Annotated in this window: 22 protein-coding genes and 2 pseudogenes; 13 read left to right on the top strand and 11 right to left on the bottom strand. The window is 66.9% G+C overall.

The window, feature by feature from the left end:
- Positions 1-50: 50 nt before the first annotated feature.
- Both KXS11_RS17635 and KXS11_RS17640 read right to left on the bottom strand, forming a co-directional pair.
- On the bottom strand, positions 51-248 hold the full coding sequence (locus KXS11_RS17635) for a hypothetical protein (protein WP_437386986.1): 198 nt from the start codon (positions 246-248) through the stop codon (positions 51-53).
- Between the two features lie 679 nt (positions 249-927).
- Complete coding sequence (locus KXS11_RS17640) at positions 928-1,713, bottom strand: hypothetical protein (RefSeq protein ID WP_437386987.1); 786 nt, start codon at positions 1,711-1,713, stop codon at positions 928-930.
- 282 nt (positions 1,714-1,995) lie between these two features.
- Between KXS11_RS17640 and KXS11_RS17645 the strand changes: the two are divergent.
- A pseudogene (locus KXS11_RS17645) lies at positions 1,996-2,939 on the top strand (IS3 family transposase); the annotation flags it as partial.
- A gap of 143 nt (positions 2,940-3,082) precedes the next feature.
- Here KXS11_RS17645 and KXS11_RS17650 read toward each other — a convergent pair.
- The 3 genes from KXS11_RS17650 to KXS11_RS17660 form a co-directional block, all read right to left on the bottom strand.
- Complete coding sequence (locus tag KXS11_RS17650) at positions 3,083-3,724, bottom strand: hypothetical protein (protein WP_437386988.1); 642 nt, start codon at positions 3,722-3,724, stop codon at positions 3,083-3,085.
- A 599-nt stretch (positions 3,725-4,323) separates the two neighbouring features.
- Positions 4,324-4,524 (bottom strand): hypothetical protein, encoded by a 201-nt coding sequence (locus tag KXS11_RS17655; RefSeq protein WP_437386989.1) that lies wholly within the window; start codon positions 4,522-4,524, stop codon positions 4,324-4,326.
- A gap of 3 nt (positions 4,525-4,527) precedes the next feature.
- Entirely contained in the window at positions 4,528-4,785 is a 258-nt protein-coding gene (locus KXS11_RS17660) for a hypothetical protein (protein WP_437386990.1), read from the bottom strand.
- Between the two features lie 304 nt (positions 4,786-5,089).
- Between KXS11_RS17660 and KXS11_RS17665 the strand changes: the two genes are divergently transcribed.
- Together KXS11_RS17665 and KXS11_RS17670 are read left to right on the top strand one after the other, a co-directional pair.
- Positions 5,090-5,218 (top strand): hypothetical protein, encoded by a 129-nt coding sequence (locus KXS11_RS17665; protein ID WP_437386991.1) that lies wholly within the window; start codon positions 5,090-5,092, stop codon positions 5,216-5,218.
- Positions 5,215-5,625, top strand: coding sequence for a hypothetical protein (locus KXS11_RS17670; protein WP_437386992.1), 411 nt, complete (start codon positions 5,215-5,217; stop codon positions 5,623-5,625). The genes KXS11_RS17665 and KXS11_RS17670 overlap by 4 nt, the downstream gene beginning before the upstream one ends.
- Positions 5,626-6,317: 692 nt before the next feature.
- Here the strand turns inward: KXS11_RS17670 and KXS11_RS17675 are convergent.
- Positions 6,318-6,413, bottom strand: a pseudogene (locus KXS11_RS17675) (hypothetical protein); the annotation flags it as partial.
- 594 nt (positions 6,414-7,007) lie between these two features.
- Between KXS11_RS17675 and KXS11_RS17680 the strand changes: the two are divergent.
- Positions 7,008-7,271, top strand: a complete 264-nt coding sequence (locus KXS11_RS17680) for a hypothetical protein (protein ID WP_437386993.1) — start codon at positions 7,008-7,010, stop codon at positions 7,269-7,271.
- Positions 7,272-7,314: 43 nt separating this feature from the next.
- Here the strand turns inward: KXS11_RS17680 and KXS11_RS17685 are convergent, their stop codons facing one another.
- Both KXS11_RS17685 and KXS11_RS17690 read right to left on the bottom strand, forming a co-directional pair.
- Entirely contained in the window at positions 7,315-8,361 is a 1,047-nt protein-coding gene (locus KXS11_RS17685) for a LacI family DNA-binding transcriptional regulator (RefSeq protein WP_437386994.1), read from the bottom strand.
- A gap of 100 nt (positions 8,362-8,461) precedes the next feature.
- The gene (locus KXS11_RS17690) at positions 8,462-9,727 is read right to left on the bottom strand and encodes an MFS transporter (protein ID WP_437386995.1); all 1,266 of its coding nucleotides are present in this window, start codon (positions 9,725-9,727) and stop codon (positions 8,462-8,464) included.
- 131 nt (positions 9,728-9,858) lie between these two features.
- On the opposite strand from KXS11_RS17690, the gene KXS11_RS17695 reads away from it, so the two are divergent.
- Genes KXS11_RS17695 through KXS11_RS17705 form a run of 3 tightly spaced genes read left to right on the top strand, consistent with a single transcriptional unit; the run spans position 9,859 to position 12,283 of the window.
- Positions 9,859-10,920 carry a Gfo/Idh/MocA family protein gene (locus KXS11_RS17695; RefSeq protein WP_437386996.1) on the top strand — a complete coding sequence of 354 codons (1,062 nt, stop codon included), beginning with the start codon at positions 9,859-9,861 and terminating at the stop codon, positions 10,918-10,920.
- Positions 10,917-11,393 (top strand): heme-binding protein, encoded by a 477-nt coding sequence (locus tag KXS11_RS17700; protein WP_437386997.1) that lies wholly within the window; start codon positions 10,917-10,919, stop codon positions 11,391-11,393. Before KXS11_RS17695 ends, KXS11_RS17700 begins: the two co-directional genes overlap by 4 nt.
- Positions 11,390-12,283: a TolB family protein gene (locus tag KXS11_RS17705; protein ID WP_437386998.1), complete on the top strand. Its 894-nt coding sequence runs from the start codon at positions 11,390-11,392 to the stop codon at positions 12,281-12,283. The genes KXS11_RS17700 and KXS11_RS17705 overlap by 4 nt, the downstream gene beginning before the upstream one ends.
- 218 nt (positions 12,284-12,501) lie before the next feature.
- Here KXS11_RS17705 and KXS11_RS17710 read toward each other — a convergent pair whose 3' ends face one another.
- On the bottom strand, positions 12,502-13,422 hold the full coding sequence (locus KXS11_RS17710) for a LysR family transcriptional regulator (protein WP_437386999.1): 921 nt from the start codon (positions 13,420-13,422) through the stop codon (positions 12,502-12,504).
- A gap of 147 nt (positions 13,423-13,569) precedes the next feature.
- Between KXS11_RS17710 and KXS11_RS17715 the strand changes: the two genes are divergently transcribed.
- The 5 genes from KXS11_RS17715 (at position 13,570) to KXS11_RS17735 (ending at position 19,140) form a co-directional block, all read left to right on the top strand.
- Positions 13,570-14,724: a tyramine oxidase subunit B gene (locus tag KXS11_RS17715; protein WP_437387000.1), complete on the top strand. Its 1,155-nt coding sequence runs from the start codon at positions 13,570-13,572 to the stop codon at positions 14,722-14,724.
- Positions 14,725-14,868: 144 nt separating this feature from the next.
- Positions 14,869-16,170: an ammonium transporter gene (locus KXS11_RS17720; RefSeq protein WP_437387001.1), complete on the top strand. Its 1,302-nt coding sequence runs from the start codon at positions 14,869-14,871 to the stop codon at positions 16,168-16,170.
- A complete protein-coding gene (locus KXS11_RS17725; RefSeq protein ID WP_437387002.1) occupies positions 16,170-16,787 on the top strand; it encodes a HutD family protein in 618 nt (205 codons plus the stop codon). Before KXS11_RS17720 ends, KXS11_RS17725 begins: the two co-directional genes overlap by 1 nt.
- Entirely contained in the window at positions 16,784-17,923 is a 1,140-nt protein-coding gene (locus tag KXS11_RS17730; protein ID WP_437387004.1) for an FAD-dependent oxidoreductase, read from the top strand. Before KXS11_RS17725 ends, KXS11_RS17730 begins: the two co-directional genes overlap by 4 nt.
- Positions 17,920-19,140 (top strand): allantoate amidohydrolase, encoded by a 1,221-nt coding sequence (locus tag KXS11_RS17735; RefSeq protein WP_437387005.1) that lies wholly within the window; start codon positions 17,920-17,922, stop codon positions 19,138-19,140. The genes KXS11_RS17730 and KXS11_RS17735 overlap by 4 nt, the downstream gene beginning before the upstream one ends.
- Before the next feature lie 177 nt (positions 19,141-19,317).
- On the opposite strand, the gene KXS11_RS17740 is transcribed toward KXS11_RS17735, so the two are convergent.
- Complete coding sequence (locus tag KXS11_RS17740) at positions 19,318-19,842, bottom strand: hypothetical protein (RefSeq protein ID WP_437387006.1); 525 nt, start codon at positions 19,840-19,842, stop codon at positions 19,318-19,320.
- Positions 19,843-19,966: 124 nt separating this feature from the next.
- Between KXS11_RS17740 and KXS11_RS17745 the strand changes: the two genes are divergently transcribed.
- Positions 19,967-20,653, top strand: coding sequence for a HEAT repeat domain-containing protein (locus KXS11_RS17745; RefSeq protein WP_437387008.1), 687 nt, complete (start codon positions 19,967-19,969; stop codon positions 20,651-20,653).
- Positions 20,654-20,696: 43 nt separating this feature from the next.
- Here the strand turns inward: KXS11_RS17745 and KXS11_RS17750 are convergent, their stop codons facing one another.
- A complete protein-coding gene (locus KXS11_RS17750) occupies positions 20,697-22,259 on the bottom strand; it encodes a glycoside hydrolase family 32 protein (RefSeq protein WP_437387009.1) in 1,563 nt (520 codons plus the stop codon).
- Between the last annotated feature and the right edge of the window lie 84 nt (positions 22,260-22,343).

Consider the following 22,343-nt stretch of genomic DNA (forward strand, 5'->3'; position numbering starts at 1 on the left):
GCACCCGAACTGCGGAATCGCGAACCCCTCCCCGGTCGGCAGCATCGTCATCACAGGAGTTGGAGGTTCGCGCCGAAGTTGACCAACGCCGTCGTGCTAGCCGCAACTGCAGCCGCCGCAACACCGCAGATCGCCCCGGTGATGCCGGCGGATTTCAGGGTGCCGTTCTTGACGAACCACCCCAACGCGATACACGCCGCAGAGAACACGACACGGATCGCGCAGATTGTCAGGACCACATAAAGCATGTTGTTCGCCAGCTCCAGGATCGCCGACGACCCGAGCCCGGCGACCGGGGTGATGTGTCCGGAATGTCGGCAGAACTCGAAACCAGCGGGCCTACCGCGACTGGCGGTGCGGCGAGAGGTCGAACGGGGCGCCGTCCGTCATCGCTGAACGCGGTGTAGCGACTGGCAGCCGGGCTTTGCGGCGGAGATACAGCGCGGAGTGCGCCAAAGCTGCACTGCGAATGATCCCGACCAGCAACCAGATCAGTCAGCGACCCAAACAGGTGTCGCGCAGTAGCACCGACGACCCGTACCCCGAGGCGACCAGCTGAGCGACCACCCAGCCACCCCACCGGCTCAACGAGGCCACAGCAACACCAGTGCAAGCACCGGTGGCATCAGCACCGTCCCCCCATGAACACCACCATCACTGAGGAGACGCTACGAGGCCATGCTGTCGCTCACACACGGCAGCCGGTCATCTGTGGATAACTCATCCGCGCAACTTGCCCGGTCGTGACCACGCTCCGGGATTGCGAGGGTGACCTCCAGCCGCAGAGTGTGCGGGCGACTGCGCCATTCGGTTTCGAGAGTTGACCGGACCTCGGCTAGCTGCATTCGCGGAATGGTGGCGGAACGGGATCGACGACATACTAGGGGCGACGGACGAGCCCAGGGTGCGGGGCCGCGTTGTCAGTCCTCAGGAGACTGGGATCGAAGCGGCCCATATCGCAGAGAAGTCCTCAGGACTGGCGCCCGAGAGATTCACCGTGCCTCCGAATGGAGCTCCATCGAAGATGAGCACGACGTATCCCGCTGATCCTGCGGCGATGCTCTGAGGCTGGGAGGAGCCGACCACGCTATACGTGATGCCGTCCGATGCAGAGTATGTTGCACTATATCCGTACGGCGAGATGGACTGTGTGCTGGCGGTCGCCTTCAGGACAACAAACAGGCTTCCGCTATTCGCTTTGTACGCCGACACAAGTTCGAGCGTATTCCCGCCAATGTCGCCTGCCCAGGGCTGCGTCCAGAGAGTGCTTTCGACAGTGCCGCTCTTGCCCGTCCAACCACTTACGAGTCCGTCGTCATCGAATGTGAAGTCGCTTAGCGTGTATGTTCCAATCTCGGCTTGCACGACGGTCACCACGCCATCTTCAAAAGTGAGTGTCGGATCATTGGCCGGATCGTTCTGACCATCGCCGTTGGCGTTGAAGGCCGCGTTCACGGCCTGCTGGTGGACAACATATCGTTCTGCCGCTGAACCCGGGGAAGCATGCTGAGTTGCGACTTCGTATGAGTCGCCGAACGCGGCAGTCACGAAGGCCTTGATCGTTGCATTCTGTTCCGAGGTTTGGTTCGCGACAGCGGTAGCCGTCGGCGAAGCGCCCGCGGTTGCCTCGCGCGAAGCGGGGGCGACGGTGCACCCCGTCAAGCTGACGATAAGCGCAAGCGCAGCAACAGTCGCAGCAATGGTTCTCGACACGAATTATCCCCCAAAATATGAAACGTGGTTGCAGTGGTGCACCCGCGGATGCCACTTGCATCAGTCGCACAATCATCCCATCTGAGTCGCGCTCCTGCGACCAGTCCCTCTACCCAGATCAGGGGACACCCACTCCGAATGAAGTTATTGCGTTCGAGCCATATTCACCAAAGAACAAACCTGGGATCCCGGCTATCATGGGGCGAGAGCGAAGGGGACTGCTGCACGAATGGGTGACATCTGATCTGGCTTGCCCGTGAGGCGGCCCGGAAGGATGGCGTTGTGCCAAAGCCCTATCCCGCGGAGTTCCCTGACGTGATGCGCGTCGCGAGAAATCGGGAACCTGGAGTGACGATCGAGCAGATCGCGAAAGACTTCGGCGTTCACCCGATGACGCCGCAGAAGTGACTCGGCCGCGCCGCGGTCGACGAGGGCGTCAAGCCCGGCCAGTCCCGCGCTGAGGCGGCTGAGATCCGTGAACTGCGGAAGCGAACCCGTCTGCTGGAGCAAGAGAACGAGGTCCTCCGGCGCTCGGTGGCGTATCTGTCGCAGGTGAACCTGCCGGAAACGGATTCTACCCGCTCGTGAGGGAGCTCGCCGAAGCAGGAATCCCTGTGACGGTGACGTGTCGGGTCCTTAAGCTCTCCCGCGAGCTCTACGACCGGTGGCTGGCGGATCTCATCACGCCCAGTGAGGTGGCGGAGGCTTATCGCGCGAACGCGTTGTTCGACGCTCAACGACGGCCTCGAGTTTGGCCACCGGCTCCTCGCCCACGAGTCCCGTGATGCGGGCGAATCCATGTCGGATCGGGCGGCGTGGCGCGGGAAAGGGATGCACGCCGGGCCGCTCGTCCACGACGACCTCTGCGCCGTCATCGACGACGGCGGCGGAACGCGGCATGTGTCCGCCGCTGAGGCGCCGAACGAGCTCTGGCTGGTGGACATTACGGAGTACAAGACCGCGGAAGGCACGCTCTACTGCTACGCCATCAACGACGTGGTCTCCGGTCGAATCGTGGGCTACTCGAACTCATGCGCGCTTTGGTGCGTCACCGCATGGTCGGATCGATGGGCAGGGTCGGCTCCAGCGGCGACAACGCCGCCATGGAATCCTTCGTCGCCCTGTGCCAGAAGACCGTCCTCGATCGCCGCTCCTGGACCACCCGGGAACAGCTGCGCATCGCGATCGTGACCTGGATCGAGCGGACCTACCACGGCCAGAGACGCTAACACCGAGTTAGGCGTTTGACGCCCATCGAGCTAGAGACCCTGTGAACACGGCCCCCGCACTGACGGCGTGACTTCAAACTGTCACCTATCCGTGCAGCACTCCCGAGAGCTAGAAGCCTCACACAGCAAGCGAGAGCGCCCTACGGGACGCGCTTTCCATGCTTGCCTGCGTTCGATTCACTCCGGATTTCCTCAATCAGAATGTCCATCGCTTGGAGCGCATCCGCTACGAGCGTGGACTCCCCGCCCAAGTCGTTAGGTATCGGGCTGTGTCCCTGTAAGGCGCGCAGGGCATTTACGAGCCGAGAGGTTGCTTTCCGCTGCTCGTGCACAGACGCTTCCTGACCAGCATCGGAGTATGGAGGGATGAGCATGGCTATCGTCTTGGTCGCGTGCTCTTTGAGCACGTCATCCATGCCAGCCGGGTATACAAGCCGGAACCGAGTCATTGCTAGTTGATAGTCGTCCATCAACTTCACGCCCTGCTTCGCCACCATCGGTGCGAATTCTGCTGCCGAGCGGCCGATGCCCAACATCGCGAGGTCGCGCGCCGCGTTTCCGGCGTTCACTAACTGTGCGCCGAATTCGACCAGTTCCTTAGTGTCTTCTCGGTTGCGGTCACGCTCGTACTTGGCCCGTTCGTTCCACCGCGTGAAGAGGAAAGTCAGAACGCCACCGAGCAAGAGGAACGAGCCCGCCACCACCGGAACACCCCACCATGGAGCCGCTGCGACAGTGGGTATCTGCTCCACCAGAAGGGATGGGCTGGGCGTCGGCGTCACGATGCGACCGCACCAGTACCGGTGGGGATGTCCAGGTACGTGCGCACAGCTTCGATGAAGGCCGTGATTTCGAGCCTCAGCTTCTCTCGAGATTCCTCCGCTTTAGTATTGTCGCTCACGGCGACGAGGTAGGTAGCTGCGACCAGCCCAAGAAGTGCACTATTGATCCTGCCCGGAGCAATGAGGTTCAAGTCCCTGCAATTCAAGTAGCTTGTTGTGAGCCGACAAGGCGCTTTCCCTGCTCGGCGCGTAGATACTGTCCGCCTCCGACTGCTGATCCGGGTCTGGGGCTCGGTGAAGCCCACTTGGTTTACCGACTCTTGATAGACAGTCCTGGCAACCGCTACGGCCAAGCTGCTGAGTCGACGAACCTTTTCATACCATTTGGTCGCGTGGGCCTGTTTCGCTTTGCTTCTCTCTATTAGCCAGTTGGTGAGATGCGCGAGAAGAGCACCCAACACGAGCGTGGCAAGGGGGCCGAAATCGGACCACAACTTGGACCACTGGCTGTCTGCGGATTCCGCTATCTCAGCAACCAGCGGGGACGGGATCGGGGAGGGCGTCGGAGTGCGCATCACATGCGCGACTGTATCAGTGCGCTATACGTCCTGCGGGAGTCCCAAGTGCAGGCGCACTTCGACCAGTAGTGCGTTTCGCTTGTAGAACTGTCCTTGATGGGAGCTGTCACGCTCTGACGGCTTCGCAAGCGCTCCAACGAGTACCTTGCCCAGGAAGTCGCCGATGGCAAACACGAACGACTCGGGCACGATGATGATGAGTTCGTTGGCGGTGTTGCGCATGGCTTACTGTTCATCTTCAATCGCCGCGACGACGCGAGCCTTGACTGGAATGGAGTCGTCCAGGCCGTCGGCTGCGTACCCGTTGTTGGTTTCCACGAGTGCATTGATGCGCTCGGCGTGAGCGAGTAAGGCTGCTGAGAGCGTGCGCACAATGTCGTGCCATCGAGCGTCGGCTTCGCGCTTCGCTCGACTCTTTTCGTTCGCGCGGATGAACAAGAACCCGAGCACCGCACCCAGCAAGAGGAAGCTGCCTGCGATCACGGGGACGCCCCACCAAGGCGGTGGAGGAGGTTCTGATGCGGCGTCGGCAAGCAGAGCATATAGATCGAGAGCTGGACAGACGGAACAAGGTGCGCGACATCCCCAACGAAATCAGGAATCTCGCTCAAGACTTCGAGGGCCTGGGCGGTAGCCGAGTTGATCTCATTGCCAAGATCGAGGGCCCAGCTACCCTCCGGCAACCGACGAGCCCCCTGTTCTGGGCTGACAGATTAGGCGAAAGCTCCTCCACCCTCGCTGCCGAATCTGCTAGAAAGATGATTAATCAGTATCAGGTGGGGGAATAATGCCACGCACGAAGGGCGCAACAAACCGTACGCCGCGCGAAATCCGCAAGGATGGCGAGCATCAGATCAAAGTAGCGAAGCTGAAGGACCGGCTCGCTAAGGAAAAAGCTAAGAACAAGAAAAAGTGAGCGCCTTGAGCGAAACGAGTAAGGAAGCCGGGGCGATACTCTTCGCTGCGTTGAAGTGGCCGCTGATGATCGGCGGACTCGTACTCGCCTTAGTTGGGGTCATCGGGGGCGCGACGAAAGGTATCGAAACTGGTGTTTCTTTCACCCTCGCGATCGGAGGCATCGCCGCGCTCATCTTGGGCATCGCTATCCAGTCGCTCGACCGGGCCGCGCTTGCGAGGCGTTACAACCGCTGGGCTACTGAGGCGGCTGAGGGATACGGGCCTGTGCTTCCCGCCAGTGCTCATAAAGAACTCGTGCGTCAGATCATCCTGACTCAAGGGCTCGGTGGTGACACCGAAGGGACCTTCAGAGCATTCTGCCAAGACTGGGCCGTCAAGGCCGCTCGCTCGCGTAACAGCAGGTAGAAGGGGCAAGCGTTGACGGATGCGTTCTGACAACTCATATACATGGGCAGATGAACGACGTTCCAACCATCCACTACTGCACCGTAGAAGACATCCGCGTGAAGGCGTGCTTCATGAAGGCGACGAACCTCGCGGACAGATACGTCACGCCGGCACGTCGGAACGCTCAGACTGAGATCGACATCGCACTATCGGGTTCATTCACTGTTCCGTTCAACCCAGTGCCGGAGAAGATCCGGCCCTTACAGCCACGTTGGTTGCATACTCGTTGAAGCAGGACGCCTACGAGGACGTGGGGAGCGCAAAGGCGCTGGAGGCACTGCGCAAGCAACTGCAGGACATCGCGAGTGATGAGACGCCCGTAATCGATGACGAAGGCGTCGATCTATCCACTGCCGAGGGGGTGTCTGGCTACTTTGGCGAGAATCCTCGCGCGTTCACCATAGGACAGAAGTCCAGATGGCAGCGTGATCTCACGTGTGCCGCATGTCGGGAAAGCGGCTACGTCGAACGCTGGCGCCGGCGATCTCCGTGTCAACGCTCTGCCGGAGGTCGCTCGGTTCGATGGTACGACGATCGAGGTGGTGGAGACGAGTCCTGAGTCGAGCAGGTCATGCGCATGCTGGACCGAGCGAGGCGAAGCGGCTGTCGTGTCACTGCGGGCCGTCGAGGGCCACTGAGCCGGGCGACGCTCAGGCGCCGGGCTCGGCAGCGAGACGGCGAGCCGTCTCGACGTCGGTGATGAGGACATCCAACCAGCCGCCGCGGAGCGCGGCGCGGATGGCTTCATGCTTCCGCGGCGCTGCCTCGTGGTGGAGGTGGAGGAGATGCTCGACACGGCGAGCGCCTAGGTTGACCGGAGGCGGTCACGGTGGACATCCCCGGGTTCGCGTGCGTCGACAGGGGGATCGACCAGGCGGCGGTCGACCGGATCCGCGCCCGGTCGCGCTGAGGGCGTGACCCCGCCCGTCCGACGGCCCGCACCTCATGCAGCGTCGGGTGACCGGCGACACCCTGCGGAGGACTGCCGTCGCGAACGTGTCACCCTGAGAGGTTTTTAGCTCGTGCTAAACTCGTCTTCGACGGCGTCGTACGCAGCGGGGTTCGAGCGCGTCGCACGCCCGAATCGCTGACTGGTTGGAGTCCCGATGCCGCCCACGAATCGTTCGTTCGCAGTGCAGCAGCCGTCACGCGCCGGAGCGATCCCCCACGGGACCCCGGACGGGTTCGAGCAGGGTTGCCGGTCTCGGGGCGGATGCGCGAACGATGCAACGTCACCGTTCCTGAGCTGTGTCGAGGCGCACATCGCGCACCACAGCGACCGGACGCTCGGGCGTTGGCCGACATCGCGACCGGTGCCGCGTCGTACCTCGGATCCCAGGGTGACCGACGACGGCCGGGGTGCGCGAGGCTCTGGTGCGCGTCGCGTCGACCCGAAGCCGGCGCTCGACCACCTCGATGAGCTCCAGCGGGCCGGACTCACCCTTCGGCAAATCGCCACCGCGGGTGGGTTGGGGCGTGCGACCGTCTCGGCCCTTGTGCGGCAGTACCGGCAGGCGGGTGCGGGTGGAGTGGCGATGAGCGAAGCGACCAGTGCGGCGCTCCTCGCGATCGACGTGATGGCCTCGGCTGGTACAGCTCGATAACCGGTGTGGGTCCCGACCGGATGGACGGCGGGGCGCAGGAGGTCTATCGGGAGGCTGCCGGACCGGTCGTGGTCCGGATCGTCAGGCTCGTCGGAGTGGCCACCACCCGCCGTCCGGCGGTGTCTCCCTCGATGCGCGTCGTGAGTGTGTCCCACGTGGCGTCGATGGTGGCGTCGACGTCCTGGTGCACGGAGGTGAGCTGGTTGTACGACAGCGCCGCCACGGTGCTGTCGTCGAACCCGACGACCGAGATGGTTTCGGGGACGCCCACGCCCCGGCTGCGCACGACCGTCAGGAGCCCGACCGCGCACTGGTCGCCGCCGCAGACGACCGCGGTGGGCAGTCGGTCGCGTCGGAGCAGGGAACGGGCGGCTGTGGCACCGTCCTCCTCCGTGAACCCCACCTCGACGACGTCGACGTGATCGGCGAGACCTGCCTCGCCCATCGCCGCACGATACGCCTCGGCCCGGTCGATCCCGAGTGAGCCGCCGAGGCCACCTGCGTACGCGATGTCCGCGTGACCGAGCTCGACGAGGTGCTGGACCGCCTGCCGGAGGCCTGCCGCTTCGTCGACGTGGATGTTGTCGGCATCCGGGCAGTCCATCCACTCGCCGAGCACGGCGACCGGAAGCAGATCGCGTGCCTCCGCGAGCACGGGGGAGTCGCGCTCGGGGTTGAAGACGATGAGCGCCTCGACCCGTTCCTCCATCAGCTCGGCGATGACGACGTCGGTCGAGCGTTCAGGGGTCACCGGGCCAAGTGCGAGCGCGAACCCTTCACGCGCGGCGCGAGCGAACAGCCGCTCGACGAAACTCACCTGGAACGGGCTCTCCATGACGAAGCCGACCCCGATGAGCCGGGTGCGGCGCTGCCGGAGGAGACGAGCCGACGTGTTCGGGCGGTAGCCGAGCTCTGCGGCCGCCTGCAGGATGCGGTCGCGCGACTCGGCACTCGGACCCGCGACGTTCCGGACGACGAGGGACACGAGCTGGCGGGACACGCCCACATGCTCGGCGATGTCCTTCATGGTCGGCATGCGTCCTGCAGACGCTGCGCGAGGCAGCGTCGTGCCCTCGTCAGCGATGCTCATCGAGCCAGTTTGGCACGTGCCGACCTCCGGGTGCGGATGGGATGACAGGAACGGCCCCGGCTCCTGGCGGAGCCGGGGCCGAGGCCGCGGTCGGATCGGGTCAGCGCACTTTCTTGATCGGGATGATCACCAGCGCGCCGACGAGCGCGATGGCTCCCGCTCCGATGAGCATCGCGACGTAGTTGTCGGTGCCTCCACCGAGGCCGAGGAGCGCGAGGCCGGCAGCTGGCGCCAACGACTGCGGCAGGGAGTTGGCGACGTTGATGACGCCGAGGTCCTTGCCGGGCTTCTCGGGATCGGGGAGCACGTCGACGACGAGGGCGGTGTCGACGGCCGCGTAGACGCCGTAGGCGAGCCCGAGCACGATCTCGGCGACGTAGAAACCGGCGACGGTGTCGTTGAGGGCGAGGATGATGAAGCCGACGCCGGTGAGGGCGGTCGAACCGGCGACGAAGATCTTGCGCCGGCCGAGTCGGTCGCTCAGCCAGCCGGACACGAAGGCGGCGAGCATCAGCGCGATCGTGTAGAGCAGGACGCCGAGCGCGATCGCGCCGACGGCGGCTTCCGCGTCCAGGCCGACGTGGTCCTGCATGTAGAGCAGGCGGTAGGTGGTGAACATGAATGTCGCGAAGGTGATCAAGAACCGCGACCACCAGGCGAAGCCGAAGTCGGGGTGCTTGATCGGGTTCGTCCAGAAGGTGCCGAGGATCTGAGCGAAGGAGAACGGACGCGGCTCGACCTCGGGAAGTCGGTCGGGAGTGACCATGACGTACACGCTCACCAGGACGACGCCGATGATGCCGGGGACGATGAACAGGACCGGCAGGTTGTCGACCAGGAGGACCGCGCCGTAGACGCCGGCGAGGATCGAGAGGTTCTGAGCGAGAGCCAGGGTGCTGGAGGCTCGGCCGCGCTGCTCGACCGGCACGTTGTCTGCGAAGCTCGCGATGAGTGCGGCGGAGGCGGCGTTCGAGGCCAGCTGGCAGAGGAGCCAGGCCAACGTCAACGTCACGACATCGGTGGAGGCCGCCACGAGGGCGAGGCCGATCGTGAGTGCGAGGATGCCGCCGATGAGCCAGGGCTTGCGGCGCCCCCAGCGGGTGCGGGTGCGGTCGCTCAGTGCACCGAAGACCGGGTTGCCGATGAGGGCGCCGAGCGCTCCGATGGGCAGGACCGTTCCGATGAGTGCTGCCGGGTTGTCGGGCTGGAGCTCCTGCGCCTTGAGCTGCATGCTCACGATGACCGGCGACAGGATCGCGATGAAGATGCCGAACTGGGCGAGGCCGAGGGCCGGGATGTACCACCTGCTCAACGGTTTGGTCGAGACCGGTGTGGTGTAGGGGTGGGCGGGAACATTCGTCGACATCGACGCCTCCTTGGGTCGGGTACGCATCGCAGGGCGCCCGGGCTGAGAATTTAGCTCGTGCTAACCTTGTTGCACGAGTCAATATAGCTCGTGCTAACCCAACACGTCAACGATGTCGACGAGGAGCCCGAATGCTGCCCAACTCACTGCCCGCCCCAGAGCTGTTCCTTCCCACGAGTGGAGAGCCCGCGCTTCGGTGGGGGATCATCGGTCCCGGCTGGATCGCAGGCGCGTTCGCCGATGCGCTGCACGCGCACTCGGACCAGCGTGTCGTCGCGGTCGGCTCGCGGTCGCAGGAACGAGCGGACGTGTTCGCCGCGAAGCACGGCATCGAACATGCCCTCGGTTCGGTCGACGCGCTGGTGTCGCACCCGCAGGTGGACGTCGTCTACATCGCTGCGCCGCAGAGCGAGCATGAGGCCTTGGGTCTGCAGGCCATCGCGGCCGGGAAGCACGTCCTGATCGAGAAGCCCTTCACCGTCACCGCCGCCGAGGCGCGGTCCCTCACCGAGGCTGCCCGCGCTGCGGGGGTCTTCATCATGGAGGCGATGTGGAGCCGGTACCTGCCGCAGGCGTCGGTGCTGCGCCAGCTGCTCGCGGACGGCGCCCTCGGCGAGGTGCGCAGCGTCCTGGCCGACCACGGCCAGTCGATCCCGACCGATCCGACCCACCGGTTGAACCGTCCCGACATGGCCGGCGGTGCGCTCCTCGACCTCGGGGTGTATCCGATGCAGTTCGCCTTCCAAGCCCTCGGGGCGCCGGAGACCATCCAGGCCATCGGTGCACTCACGGAATCCGGCGTCGACGCCTACGCCACCGTCGTCATGGGGCACGGTGGCGTCGGTCAGTCGGTCGTGACGACGTCGATGGTCGCCCGCAGCCACACCAGCGCATCGATCGCCGGCACCGACGCATCGATCACCTTCGCCGGGCCGTTCTACAACCCGAGCTCGTTCCGGCTCGTCGCAGCCGAGCACTTCGGTCCGGTCGTCGAGTGGAGCGACCCGACGCCGCTTCGTGGGTTCGACGCCCTGTCCTGGGAGGCGACCGCGCTCGCCCGCTATGTCGCTGAGGGTCGACTCGAATCGCCGGTGCACACGCACGAGGAGACCATCGGCATCATCGGTGCCCTGCAGGAGGCCCGCGTCCAGCTCGGCGCCGTCGGCGCCGTCCGCGAGGAGGTCGCAGCATGAGCGCTCCGGACAACGCAGCACGCATCGCCGAACTCGAAGCCCTGGAGCAGGAGCTCGTCTTCGACCGGTTCGACAACGAGACCGCCTACCTCCTCGGTTCGCGGATCGCCAGGCATGCCCACGAGCGGGGTCTGCGGGTCGGCATCGACATCCAGCGGCCCGGCATCACCCTGTTCCGTGCCATGCTTCCCGGCGTGACCGCGGATCAAGAGGTCTGGATCCAGCGCAAGGCCGCCCTTGTCCTGCGGATGGAGGCTTCCGGTGCGCTCGTGGAAGCACGCTTCAACGGGTTCGACCCCTCGAGCATCGGGTGGTTGGACCACCGCTACGCGATCACCCCCGGTGCGTTCCCCATCCGGGTGAAGGGCGTCGGCGTCGTCGCCGTGGCCACCGCATCAGGACTCTCCTCCGAGGAAGACCACGACCTCATCGTCGAGGGCATCCGTGAGCAGATCGCGGAGGACGCATCATGATCGAGAGTCCTCCGCTGCCGCAGTTGCTCCCCGGACAGCGGTCCCGCATCCGCGTCTGGGATCGCGCCACCGGCGCCATCCGAACGGTCGCCGAGTCAACGGAGCTGCTGTTCGAAGCTCCCAACTGGACAGCTGACGACCGACTCGTCGTGAACGCCGGCGGGCGTCTCTGGACGCTGCCCGCCGATGGCACGGCTGAACCGGTCGCGATCCACACCCCGGGTCTGCCGCCGGTCAACAACGACCACGTGCTCGCTCCGGCCGGCGACGTCATCTACGCCTCAGCGAACGACTGGCACATCTGGTCGGTGCCGATCGGCGGCGGATCCCCCACTCGCCTCACGGAGGAGGACGGTGCGCTCCACTTCCTGCACGGCGTCCGCCCCGACGGTGGACGACTGGCCTACGTCCGCCTGGACCCAGCGGGGGACAACTGGTGGGCCTCCGCGAAGATCCACACCATGGCGAGTGCCGGGGGAGACGATCACGCCGTCACCCATCACCCGGGGCCAGCGGACGGGAGCGAGTGGACGCCCGACGGCGAATGGCTCCTCTTCAACACGGAACAGTTCAGCACTCTCCCCGGGCATGCCCAGCTCGCGCGGATCCGCGAGGACGGCTCCGATCTCGAGCAGCTCACCTTCGATGAACGTGTGAACTGGTTCCCGCACGTCGATCCCACCGGTGAGGTGGTCGTCTATCTCAGCTTCCCGCCCGGCACCACCGGGCATCCGGGGAACCTGACGGTGGAGCTGCGTCTCGTGACCCTGGGCGACTGGACCGAGCCGACCACCGTCGTCGAACTCTTCGGCGGGCAAGGCACGATCAACGTCCCGAGCTGGGCACCGGACGGTTCGGCGTTCGCGTTCGTGGACTACCCCGTCGACTGATGCAGTCGTGAGCTGGGGCACGACGCGGGTGCCGACACCTGCCGGATCTCGACCCAGGCCTGACGCCTCCCTGCCGACGGGCCCGTTTGCGCGAGCGGACGCGCTCGACCAGGACTTCTCGTCGGCGGGAGGACGCGGGCGACCCGGAGTTTCCGGGCTCGTCGCGGGCAGCGGCCCCTGAGGCCCGCGGAGCCCTGTGGCACGAACCCGCGGCCCCGTCACACCGGGTTCGGCCGGAGCTGAGCGGCCGCATCCCGCAGACACTCGAGGAAGGCGGCGGTCACGGCGCTCTCGTCCTCCCGCGCCGGCCACGCCGCGATGAGTCGTGTCGTCGGGGAACCGGCGAGCGGGACGACCGCGATCGACGGAGGGATGAGTTGCCGCACCGACTCCGGCAGGATGCTCGTGCCTGCGCCGGCGGCGACGAAGCCCAACGCGGTCTCCTGGTGGACGACCTCCTCCGCGACGTTCATGACGCCACCGGCGGATGCGAGCGCCTCGCCGACGCGATCCACGAAACCCGGCATCAGCGAGCGGGGATAGGCGATCATCGGGACCTCGATGATCTCCTGGGTCGTGACTTCTGCCCGTCCGGCAAGCGGATGTCCGACGGGCAGACACGCGACCAGTCGCTCCTCGTACACGACCTCCGTTGAGATCGCCGAAGACGAGGGATGCGCCGATCTCGGGTACTCGTCTCGGACGATGCCCACGTCGAGGGTCCCGTCCTCGAGGCGGTCGAACTGCTCGCCGGAGGTCAACGGAAGCAGGGTGAGTGCGACACCGGCTCGACGTGATCGGAAGAGTTGGACGACGCCGGGGAGCACGGTGTAGTTGGCGGAACTGACGAATCCGGCGGTGAGCTGCCCGGCGAGTCCGTCGACGTAGTCGCGCATCTCCGTTCTGACGGCCTCGACCTCGTCGACGATGCGTCGCGCTCGCTCCTGCAGATGCCGACCGGCGGCGGTGAGCGACACCCGCCGTGTGCTCCGATCGAAGAGCGGGATGCCGACCTCCCGCTCGAGACGGTTGATCTGCACGCTGAGCGGAGGTTGTGACATGTGGAGCCTCGCCGCGGCGCGACCGAAGTGGAGTTCGTCGGCGACGGCGAGGAAGTAGCGCAGTTGACGGAGCTCCATCGGACGAACGATACGGCGGTCGTATTACCGCGCTGTTACGGGCGTATTGCGAGCGAAACGCTCTCAATCCAGCGGTGAATTCGTATTTGACCGGGCCGTGTCAGAGCCTGTTTCCTGATGTCACACACCCCGACCTGGAGGCTCCCCGTGACCGCAGACGTTTCCCCCAGCACCCGCATCGACATGCTCTACCTCAGTGAGCCCGAGGTCATCACCGCGGGGATGAAGGACATGGCCCGCTGCATCGAGGTCATGGAGGAGGTGCTGATCCTCGTTGCACAGGGCGACTACCGGATGGCCGGACCATCCGCGAACTCCCACGGCGCACCGATCGGGTTCCCCGCGTCGTCCCCGTTCCCCGGCATGCCGCTCGATGCCGCCGACCGCCGGTTCATGGCGATGCCCGCCTACCTCGGCGGCCGCTTCGACACCGCCGGGGTCAAGTGGTATGGGTCGAACGTCGACAACCGTGAGAAGGGTCTGCCGCGCTCGATCCACCTGATCGTCCTGAACGACAAGGAGACCGGCGCGCCCTATGCGATCATGTCCGGCAACCTGGAGAGCGCCTACCGCACCGCCGCCGTACCGGGAGCCGCGGCGAAGAAGCTCGCTCCCGTGAACGCGAAGTCCCTCGGCATCATCGGCCCCGGCGCGATGAACAAGAGCGCCCTCCACGCCATGACGACCGCCCGACCCTCGCTCGACACCATCCGCATCCACGGTCGTCGCCGATCGACCTCCGAAGCCTTCGCCGACTACGTCAGAGCGCACTACCCGCAGTTCACCACGATCGAGATCGCCGAGACCGTCGAAGCTGCGGTACGCGACTCCGACATCGTGTCCGAAGCCGTCACCGGGCTCGTCGGTTCTGAGAACTACCCGTTCATCGACGGCGACTGGATCAAGCCGGGCGCGTTCCTCAGCCTGCCCGCGAACCTGCGCATGGACAAGGAGTACACCCTGTCCGGCAAGGCACGGCTCATCGCCGACGCGAAGAAGATCTACGAGGCGTGGGCCGAAGAGTACCCGGCGCCGTCGCACGAGACCGCGTTCGGCATGATCGGCCTCTACTGGCAGGACCTGATCGGGACGGGCGAGCTCGACGAGTCCCGTGTCGTCAACATCGGTGACGTGCTCGACGGCACCGTCGAGGGACGCGAGTTCCCCGAGCAGCCGGTGCTCTTCAGCGTCGGCGGCATGGGCGTCGAGGACGTGGCGTGGGCGAAGACCGTCTACGAGAACGCGCTCGAACTCGGCATCGGCACGAAGCTCAACCTCTGGGACACGCCCGACCTGTCCTGATCCTCCCGCTCGACCGGGCACGGGCGCAGCCGCTTCGGGCTGCGCCCGGTATCCGGCGCGCCCGCACCTGTTCCACCAGCACCTGTTCCATTCACCCCGCTCCGGCCGCCCGGCCGCTGCGAACCTCGACCTGTGGAGTGACCTGTGGACTCTGGAAACGTCGCCTGGATCCTGACGAGCTCAGCGCTCGTCGCCCTCATGATCCCGGCCCTTGCCCTGTTCTACGGCGGGATGGTCTCGTCCCGCCGCATCCTCAACATGATGATCATGTGCTTCGGTGGCGCAGCCCTCGTCGCCATCCTCTGGGTGGCCTTCGGCTACTCGCTCGTCTTCGGGGACTCCGTCGGTGGCCTCGGACTCATCGGCAACCCGCTCGAGTTCGCCGGACTCGACCAGGCGCTGACCGACGACCCGGACGCCGGCATCCCGCTCGCCCTCTTCGCCGCGTTCCAACTGCTGTTCGCCGGCGTGACGACGGCGCTCGTCGCGGGGGCCGCCGCCGGGCGCATGAAATACGGCGCCTGGCTGCTCTTCGCCGGCCTGTGGGCGACACTCGTGTACTTCCCGGTCGCGCACTGGGTCTTCGCCTTCGACGGTGATGAGACGACGGGCGGCTGGATCGCGAACACGCTCGGAGCCGTCGACTTCGCCGGCGGCACGGCAGTCCACATGAACGCCGGCGTCGCAGCCCTGGCCCTCGCCCTCGTCCTCGGGAAGAGCAAGGACTGGGGTGGGAGGCTCCGCCCGCACAACCGCCCGCTCGTGCTCGTCGGGGCCGGCCTCCTGTGGATCGGCTGGTACGGCTTCAACGCCGGATCGGCGCTCGCCGCAGGGAACGCGGCGAGCGTCGTCTTCCTCAACACCACCGTCGCCGCCTGCGCCGGTCTCATCGGCTGGGCGATCGTCGACCGGCTGCGTCACGGCGCGGTCACGAGCCTCGGCAGTGCCTCCGGCATCATCGCCGCGCTCGTCGCGATCACCCCCGCCTGTGGCGCGGTCTCTCCCATCGGCGCGATCCTGATCGGTGCGATCGCCGGTGTCGTCTGCTGCCTCGCGATCGAATGGAAGTACCGGCTCGGGTTCGACGACTCGCTCGACGTCGTCGGCGTGCACCTCGTCGGCGGCATCATCGGCACGCTCCTCATCGGCGTCTTCGCAACCGACGCGGCCCCCAACGGGCGGTCGGGCCTGCTCTACGGCGGCGGATTCGAACTGCTCGGCGTGCAGACGATCGCGACCGTCGCGGTCCTCGTGTACTCGTTCGTCGTCACCTGGATCATCGCGAAGGTCATCCAGATCGCGATCGGTCTGCGCATCCCCGAGGAGCACGAGGTCGCCGGTATCGACGAGCACGCCCACGCGGAGCGCGCCTACGAGGACGACGAGGCAGAGTCCGTCGGTGTCGGAGCGATCGGCGAGAACCCCGTCGAGGACGTGCGGCGCTGATGGGCGCCACCCGGGTGTCGCCGACCGCGACCGTGCCGCTTCGGCCACGACGGGTGCTCCCCGTCGATGCGCTCGAGGAGTCGGCGTGGATCGGCGGGGGAGGCAGCACCCGGGTGGTCGCCGACGACCCGGCGGGCTGGCGGATCAGCATCGCGACGGTCCGCGACGGCAGCTCCTTCTCGGAGCTCCCCGGTGTGACGCGGTTGCACCTCCCGCTCGAACCGCTCTCGATCGTCCTGCTCGGCGAGGACGGTCCGCTCCTGGTCGGCTCCGACGGGGCCTACCGCTTCGACGGATCCCTCGCCGTGACCGCCCACGTTCCGGCCGGAGAGGCGTTCGCGCTCAACCTCATGTCCTCGCACGGCGGACCGGCCGTCGCGTATCGGACCCTCCGGATCACCGGCCCCTACGTCAGCGGCGACCCTGCCGTCGTCTGCACCGTCGTCCGCAGCGGTCATGTGGTGACGGGCGACGGCAGGGTCGTCCCGGCCCCGTCGGTCATCCCCGCCAGGTACCACGTCGACGCGGAGGCCGCGGAACTCATCGAGCTCTTCGTCGAACCAGCGGATGCGCCATCCACGAAACACCACCCCAGTGAACCAGGAGCAGTCCTATGACCAGTGTCGTCGTCGTCGGAGCAGGACTCGCCGGAGCCGCAGCCGCCTGGCGGCTCGCCCAGGCAGGGCATGAGGTGACGGTCCTCGAGCGCAGCACCCCCGCCAACGCACACGGGTCGTCGCACGGTTCGGCACGCATCTTCCGATACGCGTACCCCGCGACCGACTACGCACGACTGGTGGTCGAGTCGGCTCGCGGCTGGGACGAACTCGCCGCACTCGACGGCACCGCCCTGATCACGCCGAGCGGCGCGCTCGACTTCGGTGCGACGCGGCAGCCGGAACGCCTCGCAGCCGTCCTGGACGAGCTCGGTGTCGAGCACGAACTGCTCTCGCAGCAGGAGGCGTCGGCGCGGTGGCCCATCGGCTTCGACACGTCCGTCCTCTGGCACCCGGGGGCCGGTGTGATCGACGCGGAGCGGAGTGTGGAGGCGATGCTCGCGGCCGCGGTGTCCCACGGTGCCACCGTCCTGCACGACTGGCCGGTGACGCGCGTCGAACGCGTGCCCGCCGGGTACCGTCTGCACGGCACAGCGGGACGCGCGCAGGACGCCGAGCAGATCGTCGTCGCGGCCGGTGGCTGGCTCCCGGACCTCCTCGGCGAACTCTCGCTGCCGGCCGGTTTCCTCGATGCCTTCCCCGCACTCGACGTCCGCCAGGAGCAGGCGTATCACTTCCCGTACGTCGACGGTGAGCGCGGTCGCGACGGCACCGGTCTCTGGCCGACCTTCATCTACAAGTCAGCCACGATCCAGGTCTACGGCCTCCCCGGCGGCCGCGACGCCGATTGGCGCGGTCAGAAGGTCGCCGAGTACAACGGTGGGAAGCACCTCGCCTCGGCCGCCGACCAGGACGGACTGCTCGACGACGCCAATCGCCAGCGGGTGATCCGGTACGTCACCGAGTTCCTCCCGCAGCTCGTCCCGGAGCCGTACGCGGAGACGACCTGCCTCTTCACGAACACGCCCAGCGAGGACTTCGTCATCGATCGGGTCGACGGCATCACCGTGCTCGCGCCGTGCTCCGGGCACGGGGCGAAGTTCGCGCCGTTGATCGGGGAGTACGCGCTGGCGCTCGTCGAGGGCGCCGACACCGTGCCGGGTCTGTTCCGACCGAGCCTGCTGGCAGCGCGATGACCGGCGACACGGTCGTCTCCCTCCTGTCGGAGATCGCCGCGATCGGTGTGGATCGCACGCGTGGCGGCTACTCGCGACCGGTCTACTCGACGGCCGAGCTCGAGCTGCGCGGATGGTTCATCGCGCACGCCGAACGGCGAGGCCTCGACGTCGACATCGACGGCAACGGCATCATCCGAGCCTGGTGGCACGTGCCCTCGCGGTCACTCGACGGCGCCGTCCTCACCGGCAGTCACCTCGACTCGGTGCCGGGCGGCGGTGCGTACGACGGCCCGCTCGGCGTCGCCGCGGCACTCGTCGCCGTCGACCTCCTCCGCGAGCGCGGCACGGTCCCGACGAAACCGATCGTCATCGCCGTGTTCCCGGAGGAGGAGGGCTCACGGTTCGGCGTGGCGTGTCTCGGTTCACGGTTGCTCAGCGGTGCGATCACGCCGGAACGCGCACTCGCGCTCCGCGACCCTGAGGGCGACACCTTCGCTGACGTGCTCGCGCGACACGGGGTCGATCCTCGCGGGGTCGGCGCCGACGTCTCCGGGCTCGCCACGCTCGACTCGTTCGTCGAACTGCACGTGGAACAGGGCCGGGCACTCATCGATCTGGAGCAGCCGATCGCGATCGGGTCGAGCATCCTCGGGCACGGGCGGTGGCGGATCACCGTTCGTGGTGAAGGCAACCACGCGGGCACGACGCTCATGCGCGACCGACACGATCCGATGGTCGCCGCGGCACGCATGATCCACGAGATCCGCTCGATCGCGCGGGGGACCGACGACGCACGCGCGACAGTCGGTCGCCTGGTCCCGGTACCGGGAGGAACGAACGTCATCGCGTCGAGCGTCGACTTCTGGGTCGACGTCCGTCACCCGGACGATGTCGTCACCGCCGCCGTCGTTGCACAGATCGGCGAGCGCCTCGAGCTGGTGGTCGCTGAGGAGGGTTGCGAGGGAACCCTGGTGGAGGAGTCCTTCAGTGCGACCACCGACTTCGACCCGACGCTTCGCCGTCACCTCGAGGGGATCCTCCCGTCCGCCCCGGTCCTCCACACCGGTGCCGGCCACGACGCGGGTGTGCTGGCCGCCCGGGTGCCGACCGCCATGCTCTTCGTCCGGAACCCGACCGGCGTCTCGCACTCGCCGGAGGAGCACGCGGACGATGCGGACGCTGAAGCGGGTGCGTCGGCGCTCGCCGACGTGTTGCAGGGGCTCGCGACCACCTGAGTGAGATCGGGAGGCGCCGGCGCTGGCCCGCTCGCAGCACCCGCTGCCGCGAGTCCGTCTCGGCGCCCCCATCGTCGGCCACCCGTTCGAGAAGGTCACCTGCCTGATGTCGAGCGTCTCACGGCCGGACGCGTTGGCGTCGTCGTGGAGGTAGGCGACGTACTTCAGGGTCCTGCGTCAGCGGGTTCCGCACTCCTGTGACAGCTCGTTGAGGACCCACCCGTGGCCGGTCTGCTCGAGGACGACGGTGCCGCAGTCGCCGCCGTCGCTGTACACGACATCGAGTTCGGCTGCGTCAGGCGATTCCGACAGGACGGTGACGTCGACGTCGGCGCTGATCCCGAGGCTGGCGTAGAGCGCTGCTGAGCTGGTGATGAGCTCTGCACACGACGAGACGGTCACACCCTGCGCGGCGAGTTCGGCGATCATGTTCTGGACGAGGGCGTCGGTCATGAGCGCGCAGGCCGTGTCCGGGTCGGGTTCGCGTGAGGCGGCGAGCCAGGTTCGGAAGGTCGTCTCCGGGTCGGAGGCGTCTGCCGTGGCTGAGGATGACGCGGCCGTCGGGGTAGGGGAGTCCTCTGCGCTCGCCACGGCGGAGGTCGCGGTGGAACCCGCCTGCCCAGCGGTGCAACCGGTGACGAGCGCCAGGGCCATACCCGCAACGACGAGGCCGACGAACGGCCTGATGCCTCGCATTCCCATCCGGTCAGAATACCAATCGGCCGTGTGGCGCGACAGGCGACGCCTCACACGATGCTCGGCGTGAACGAGGCGCGACTCCCGACGTCGGCCGCGTTCTGCGCGCATGAGCGGCTAGCGTACGTTTATGGGGACGACACTTGCCGAGCTGGCGGAACTGCAGCAGCTGGATCCATCCGAATGGGCGGACTACCTTGCCGAGCGCTCCGGGCTGCCGGGCCCGCGAGCGAACCTCCCGCTGGTCCAGGCCGTCGCCGAGCTCGCGGACCAGCGGGTGATCGATCATCTCCTGCGCGACGGTGGCGAGTACCCGGTGATGTGCGCCGCCGCCGCTGCTGGGCGGAGATCGGAAGACGCCGAGTCGGAGAGCCTCGCCCGTGCTCTGGCGACCGATGAGCGGTGGCGGGTCCGCGAGGGCGTCGTGATCGGGTTGCAGCTCCTCGGTGACCGCGACCTCGCGGCGCTCAGGACGATCGTCCTCGACTGGGTGGACGATGTGGACCCGCTCGTGCAGCGTGCGGCGATCGCGGCGATCTGCGAGCCACGGTTGCTGTCGAGCCCGGAGACCGCTGCGCTCGCGCTCGACGCTTGCCGACGTGCCACCGCTCATCTCGCCGCCCTGGCACCGGAGGCCCGTCGTCGACCCGCAGCCCGGACGCTGCGGCAGTCGCTCGGCTACTGCTGGAGCGTGGCGGTCGCCGCCGACGTCGACGCGGGTGTGCCGGTCTTCCTCGGCCTGGACGACGCCGATCCTGACATCACCTGGATCGTCCGCGAGAACCGACGGAAGAAGCGGCTGGCCGCGGTGCTGTGAGGTCGGACGGGAGACCACCACCACTCACCCCCCCCGCGTCCCATCAGATCGGCGTCCCGAACGCTCTGATCGTGATCCCGGTGAATTCGGCGGGTCCGCCGTCGGTGTAGAACGAGATCCCGGTGTCGCCGTCGATGAAGTGCACCTGCTGTGAGAGCACCGTGTGGCCGGCGTTGACGAACACCTCCACGCTCTGCGTGTCGACGAAGATGCGCAGGTGCATCGAGCGGGCGTCCGCATCGATCGGTGCCGCCGCCCGGCTGTAGGGCAGGAGGGAGAATCCGGCGAGGTCTGACGGCGATCGGTCGACGTACACCTCGGCACCGTACTTGCCGATGTTCGTGTGTCGGGAGCCGTCCGACGACCGCCCGACCGAGACGCCGACGTTCGTCGCCGACGTCCACGACACGTCGAGCTCCAGTTCGTAGGCGCGGCCGCTCCACGGCAGCACCGAGCTTCCGGAGACGGTGCGGTCCGGGAGGGAGGTCGTGGCGGTCGCGTAGCCGGAGAGCGCATCGATGGGTGAGCTCAGCAGGCTGTACCGGCCGCCCGGCTGCGCTTCGAGGCGGAGCTCGCGGACGATCGAGTTCTGGCCGTTGTAGCCGTCGGAGGCATCGGTCGGGACGTCGCGAGCCGCGTACTTCCAGTTGTTCATCCAGGCGATCGCCAGTCGACGGTCGTCGGGGGCGTCCGCGCGAGGCCAGGTGACGGCCGCGTACCAGTCCCACCCCCAGTCGAGCCACTGTGGCGTCAGGTCGTCCGCGACGAACTGTGTGCCCGTCCAGGTGCCGGTCCAGTACGCGTAAGTCATCGGCAGACCGATGCTGTAGGCGTCCATGCTCGCGCCGAGCACCCAGTGCCAGGTGCCGTCTCCCGCCCGCATCTGGAACAGGTCCGGGCACTCGATACCTCCGAGCGCATGGTTCGGGTAGTCGAAGTTCAGCTGCAGTGTCCAGTCGCGGAGGTTCGGCGAGGTGTAGAACGCCGCGTAGCGCGCGCGCCCGATGACGCACACCCACTCGTTCCGAGCGGCGTCCCAGTGGATCTTGGGGTCGCGGAACCACTCGGCGTTCTCGATCTCCGCCGGGGTGACCGCCGAGCGTCCGTCGGTGTTGACGATGACGGGATCGGCGAGTCTCGTGAACGTGAAGCCACCGTCCGTCGACCAGTACAGGTACTGCTCCTGGTACTTCCGGACGCCGTCCGTGGGTTGCGTCGCGAGCGCGACCACAGCCCCGGCACCGAAACCTGCGGTGTTCGCGGAGTCGACCACGGCCGAACCCGACCACACCGGGAAATCGGGTTCCAGCGGCATGACGGTGCCATGGTGGGTGAAGGAGACGCCGTCGCCGGTCGTGGCGTGGTCCCAACCGCCGGGGCCGTTGTTCTGCCCCGAGTGCAGGTAGTAGAGCTGGTAGGCGCCACCGGTGTACACCGGTCGCTGCGGGTCGCACAGCCATCCGGTCGGTGGGGTCATGTGGAAGACCGAGCGGAGCGAGGTCTGAGCCTGTGCCGCGACGACCGGTGCCGCGCTGGTCATGAATAGGGCCAGGGCTCCGATCCCGGCCCCTTGGAGCACGGTGCGTCGTGAGAGGTCATGCGTCATTGCTGTTCCTTTCGATTGGGCGGCGGGCGCGACGAACGCCCCCACCGCGGTTGCGGTGCAGTGAGAGAGGTGGAGTGACTGGTG

This window comes from Plantibacter flavus, from assembly GCF_051487245.1.
Classification (GTDB): Bacteria; Actinomycetota; Actinomycetes; order Actinomycetales; family Microbacteriaceae; genus Plantibacter; species Plantibacter flavus_B.

Bases quoted from the DNA above. Each gene is read 5' to 3' on its own strand.
- KXS11_RS17705 (WP_437386998.1), top strand. From the start codon at position 11,390: ATGATCGAGAGTCCTCCGCTGCCGCAGTTGCTCCCCGGACAGCGGTCC.
- KXS11_RS17695 (WP_437386996.1), top strand. From the start codon at position 9,859: ATGCTGCCCAACTCACTGCCCGCCCCAGAGCTGTTCCTTCCCACGAGT.
- KXS11_RS17665 (WP_437386991.1), top strand. From the start codon at position 5,090: ATGCCACGCACGAAGGGCGCAACAAACCGTACGCCGCGCGAAATCCGC.
- KXS11_RS17730 (WP_437387004.1), top strand. From the start codon at position 16,784: ATGACCAGTGTCGTCGTCGTCGGAGCAGGACTCGCCGGAGCCGCAGCC.
- KXS11_RS17740 (WP_437387006.1), bottom strand. From the start codon at position 19,842: ATGGGAATGCGAGGCATCAGGCCGTTCGTCGGCCTCGTCGTTGCGGGT.
- KXS11_RS17685 (WP_437386994.1), bottom strand. From the start codon at position 8,361: ATGAGCATCGCTGACGAGGGCACGACGCTGCCTCGCGCAGCGTCTGCA.
- KXS11_RS17690 (WP_437386995.1), bottom strand. From the start codon at position 9,727: ATGTCGACGAATGTTCCCGCCCACCCCTACACCACACCGGTCTCGACC.
- KXS11_RS17735 (WP_437387005.1), top strand. From the start codon at position 17,920: ATGACCGGCGACACGGTCGTCTCCCTCCTGTCGGAGATCGCCGCGATC.
- KXS11_RS17635 (WP_437386986.1), bottom strand. From the start codon at position 248: ATGCTTTATGTGGTCCTGACAATCTGCGCGATCCGTGTCGTGTTCTCT.
- KXS11_RS17655 (WP_437386989.1), bottom strand. From the start codon at position 4,524: ATGCGCAACACCGCCAACGAACTCATCATCATCGTGCCCGAGTCGTTC.
- KXS11_RS17710 (WP_437386999.1), bottom strand. From the start codon at position 13,422: ATGGAGCTCCGTCAACTGCGCTACTTCCTCGCCGTCGCCGACGAACTC.
- KXS11_RS17700 (WP_437386997.1), top strand. From the start codon at position 10,917: ATGAGCGCTCCGGACAACGCAGCACGCATCGCCGAACTCGAAGCCCTG.
- KXS11_RS17725 (WP_437387002.1), top strand. From the start codon at position 16,170: ATGGGCGCCACCCGGGTGTCGCCGACCGCGACCGTGCCGCTTCGGCCA.
- KXS11_RS17745 (WP_437387008.1), top strand. From the start codon at position 19,967: ATGGGGACGACACTTGCCGAGCTGGCGGAACTGCAGCAGCTGGATCCA.
- KXS11_RS17750 (WP_437387009.1), bottom strand. From the start codon at position 22,259: ATGACGCATGACCTCTCACGACGCACCGTGCTCCAAGGGGCCGGGATC.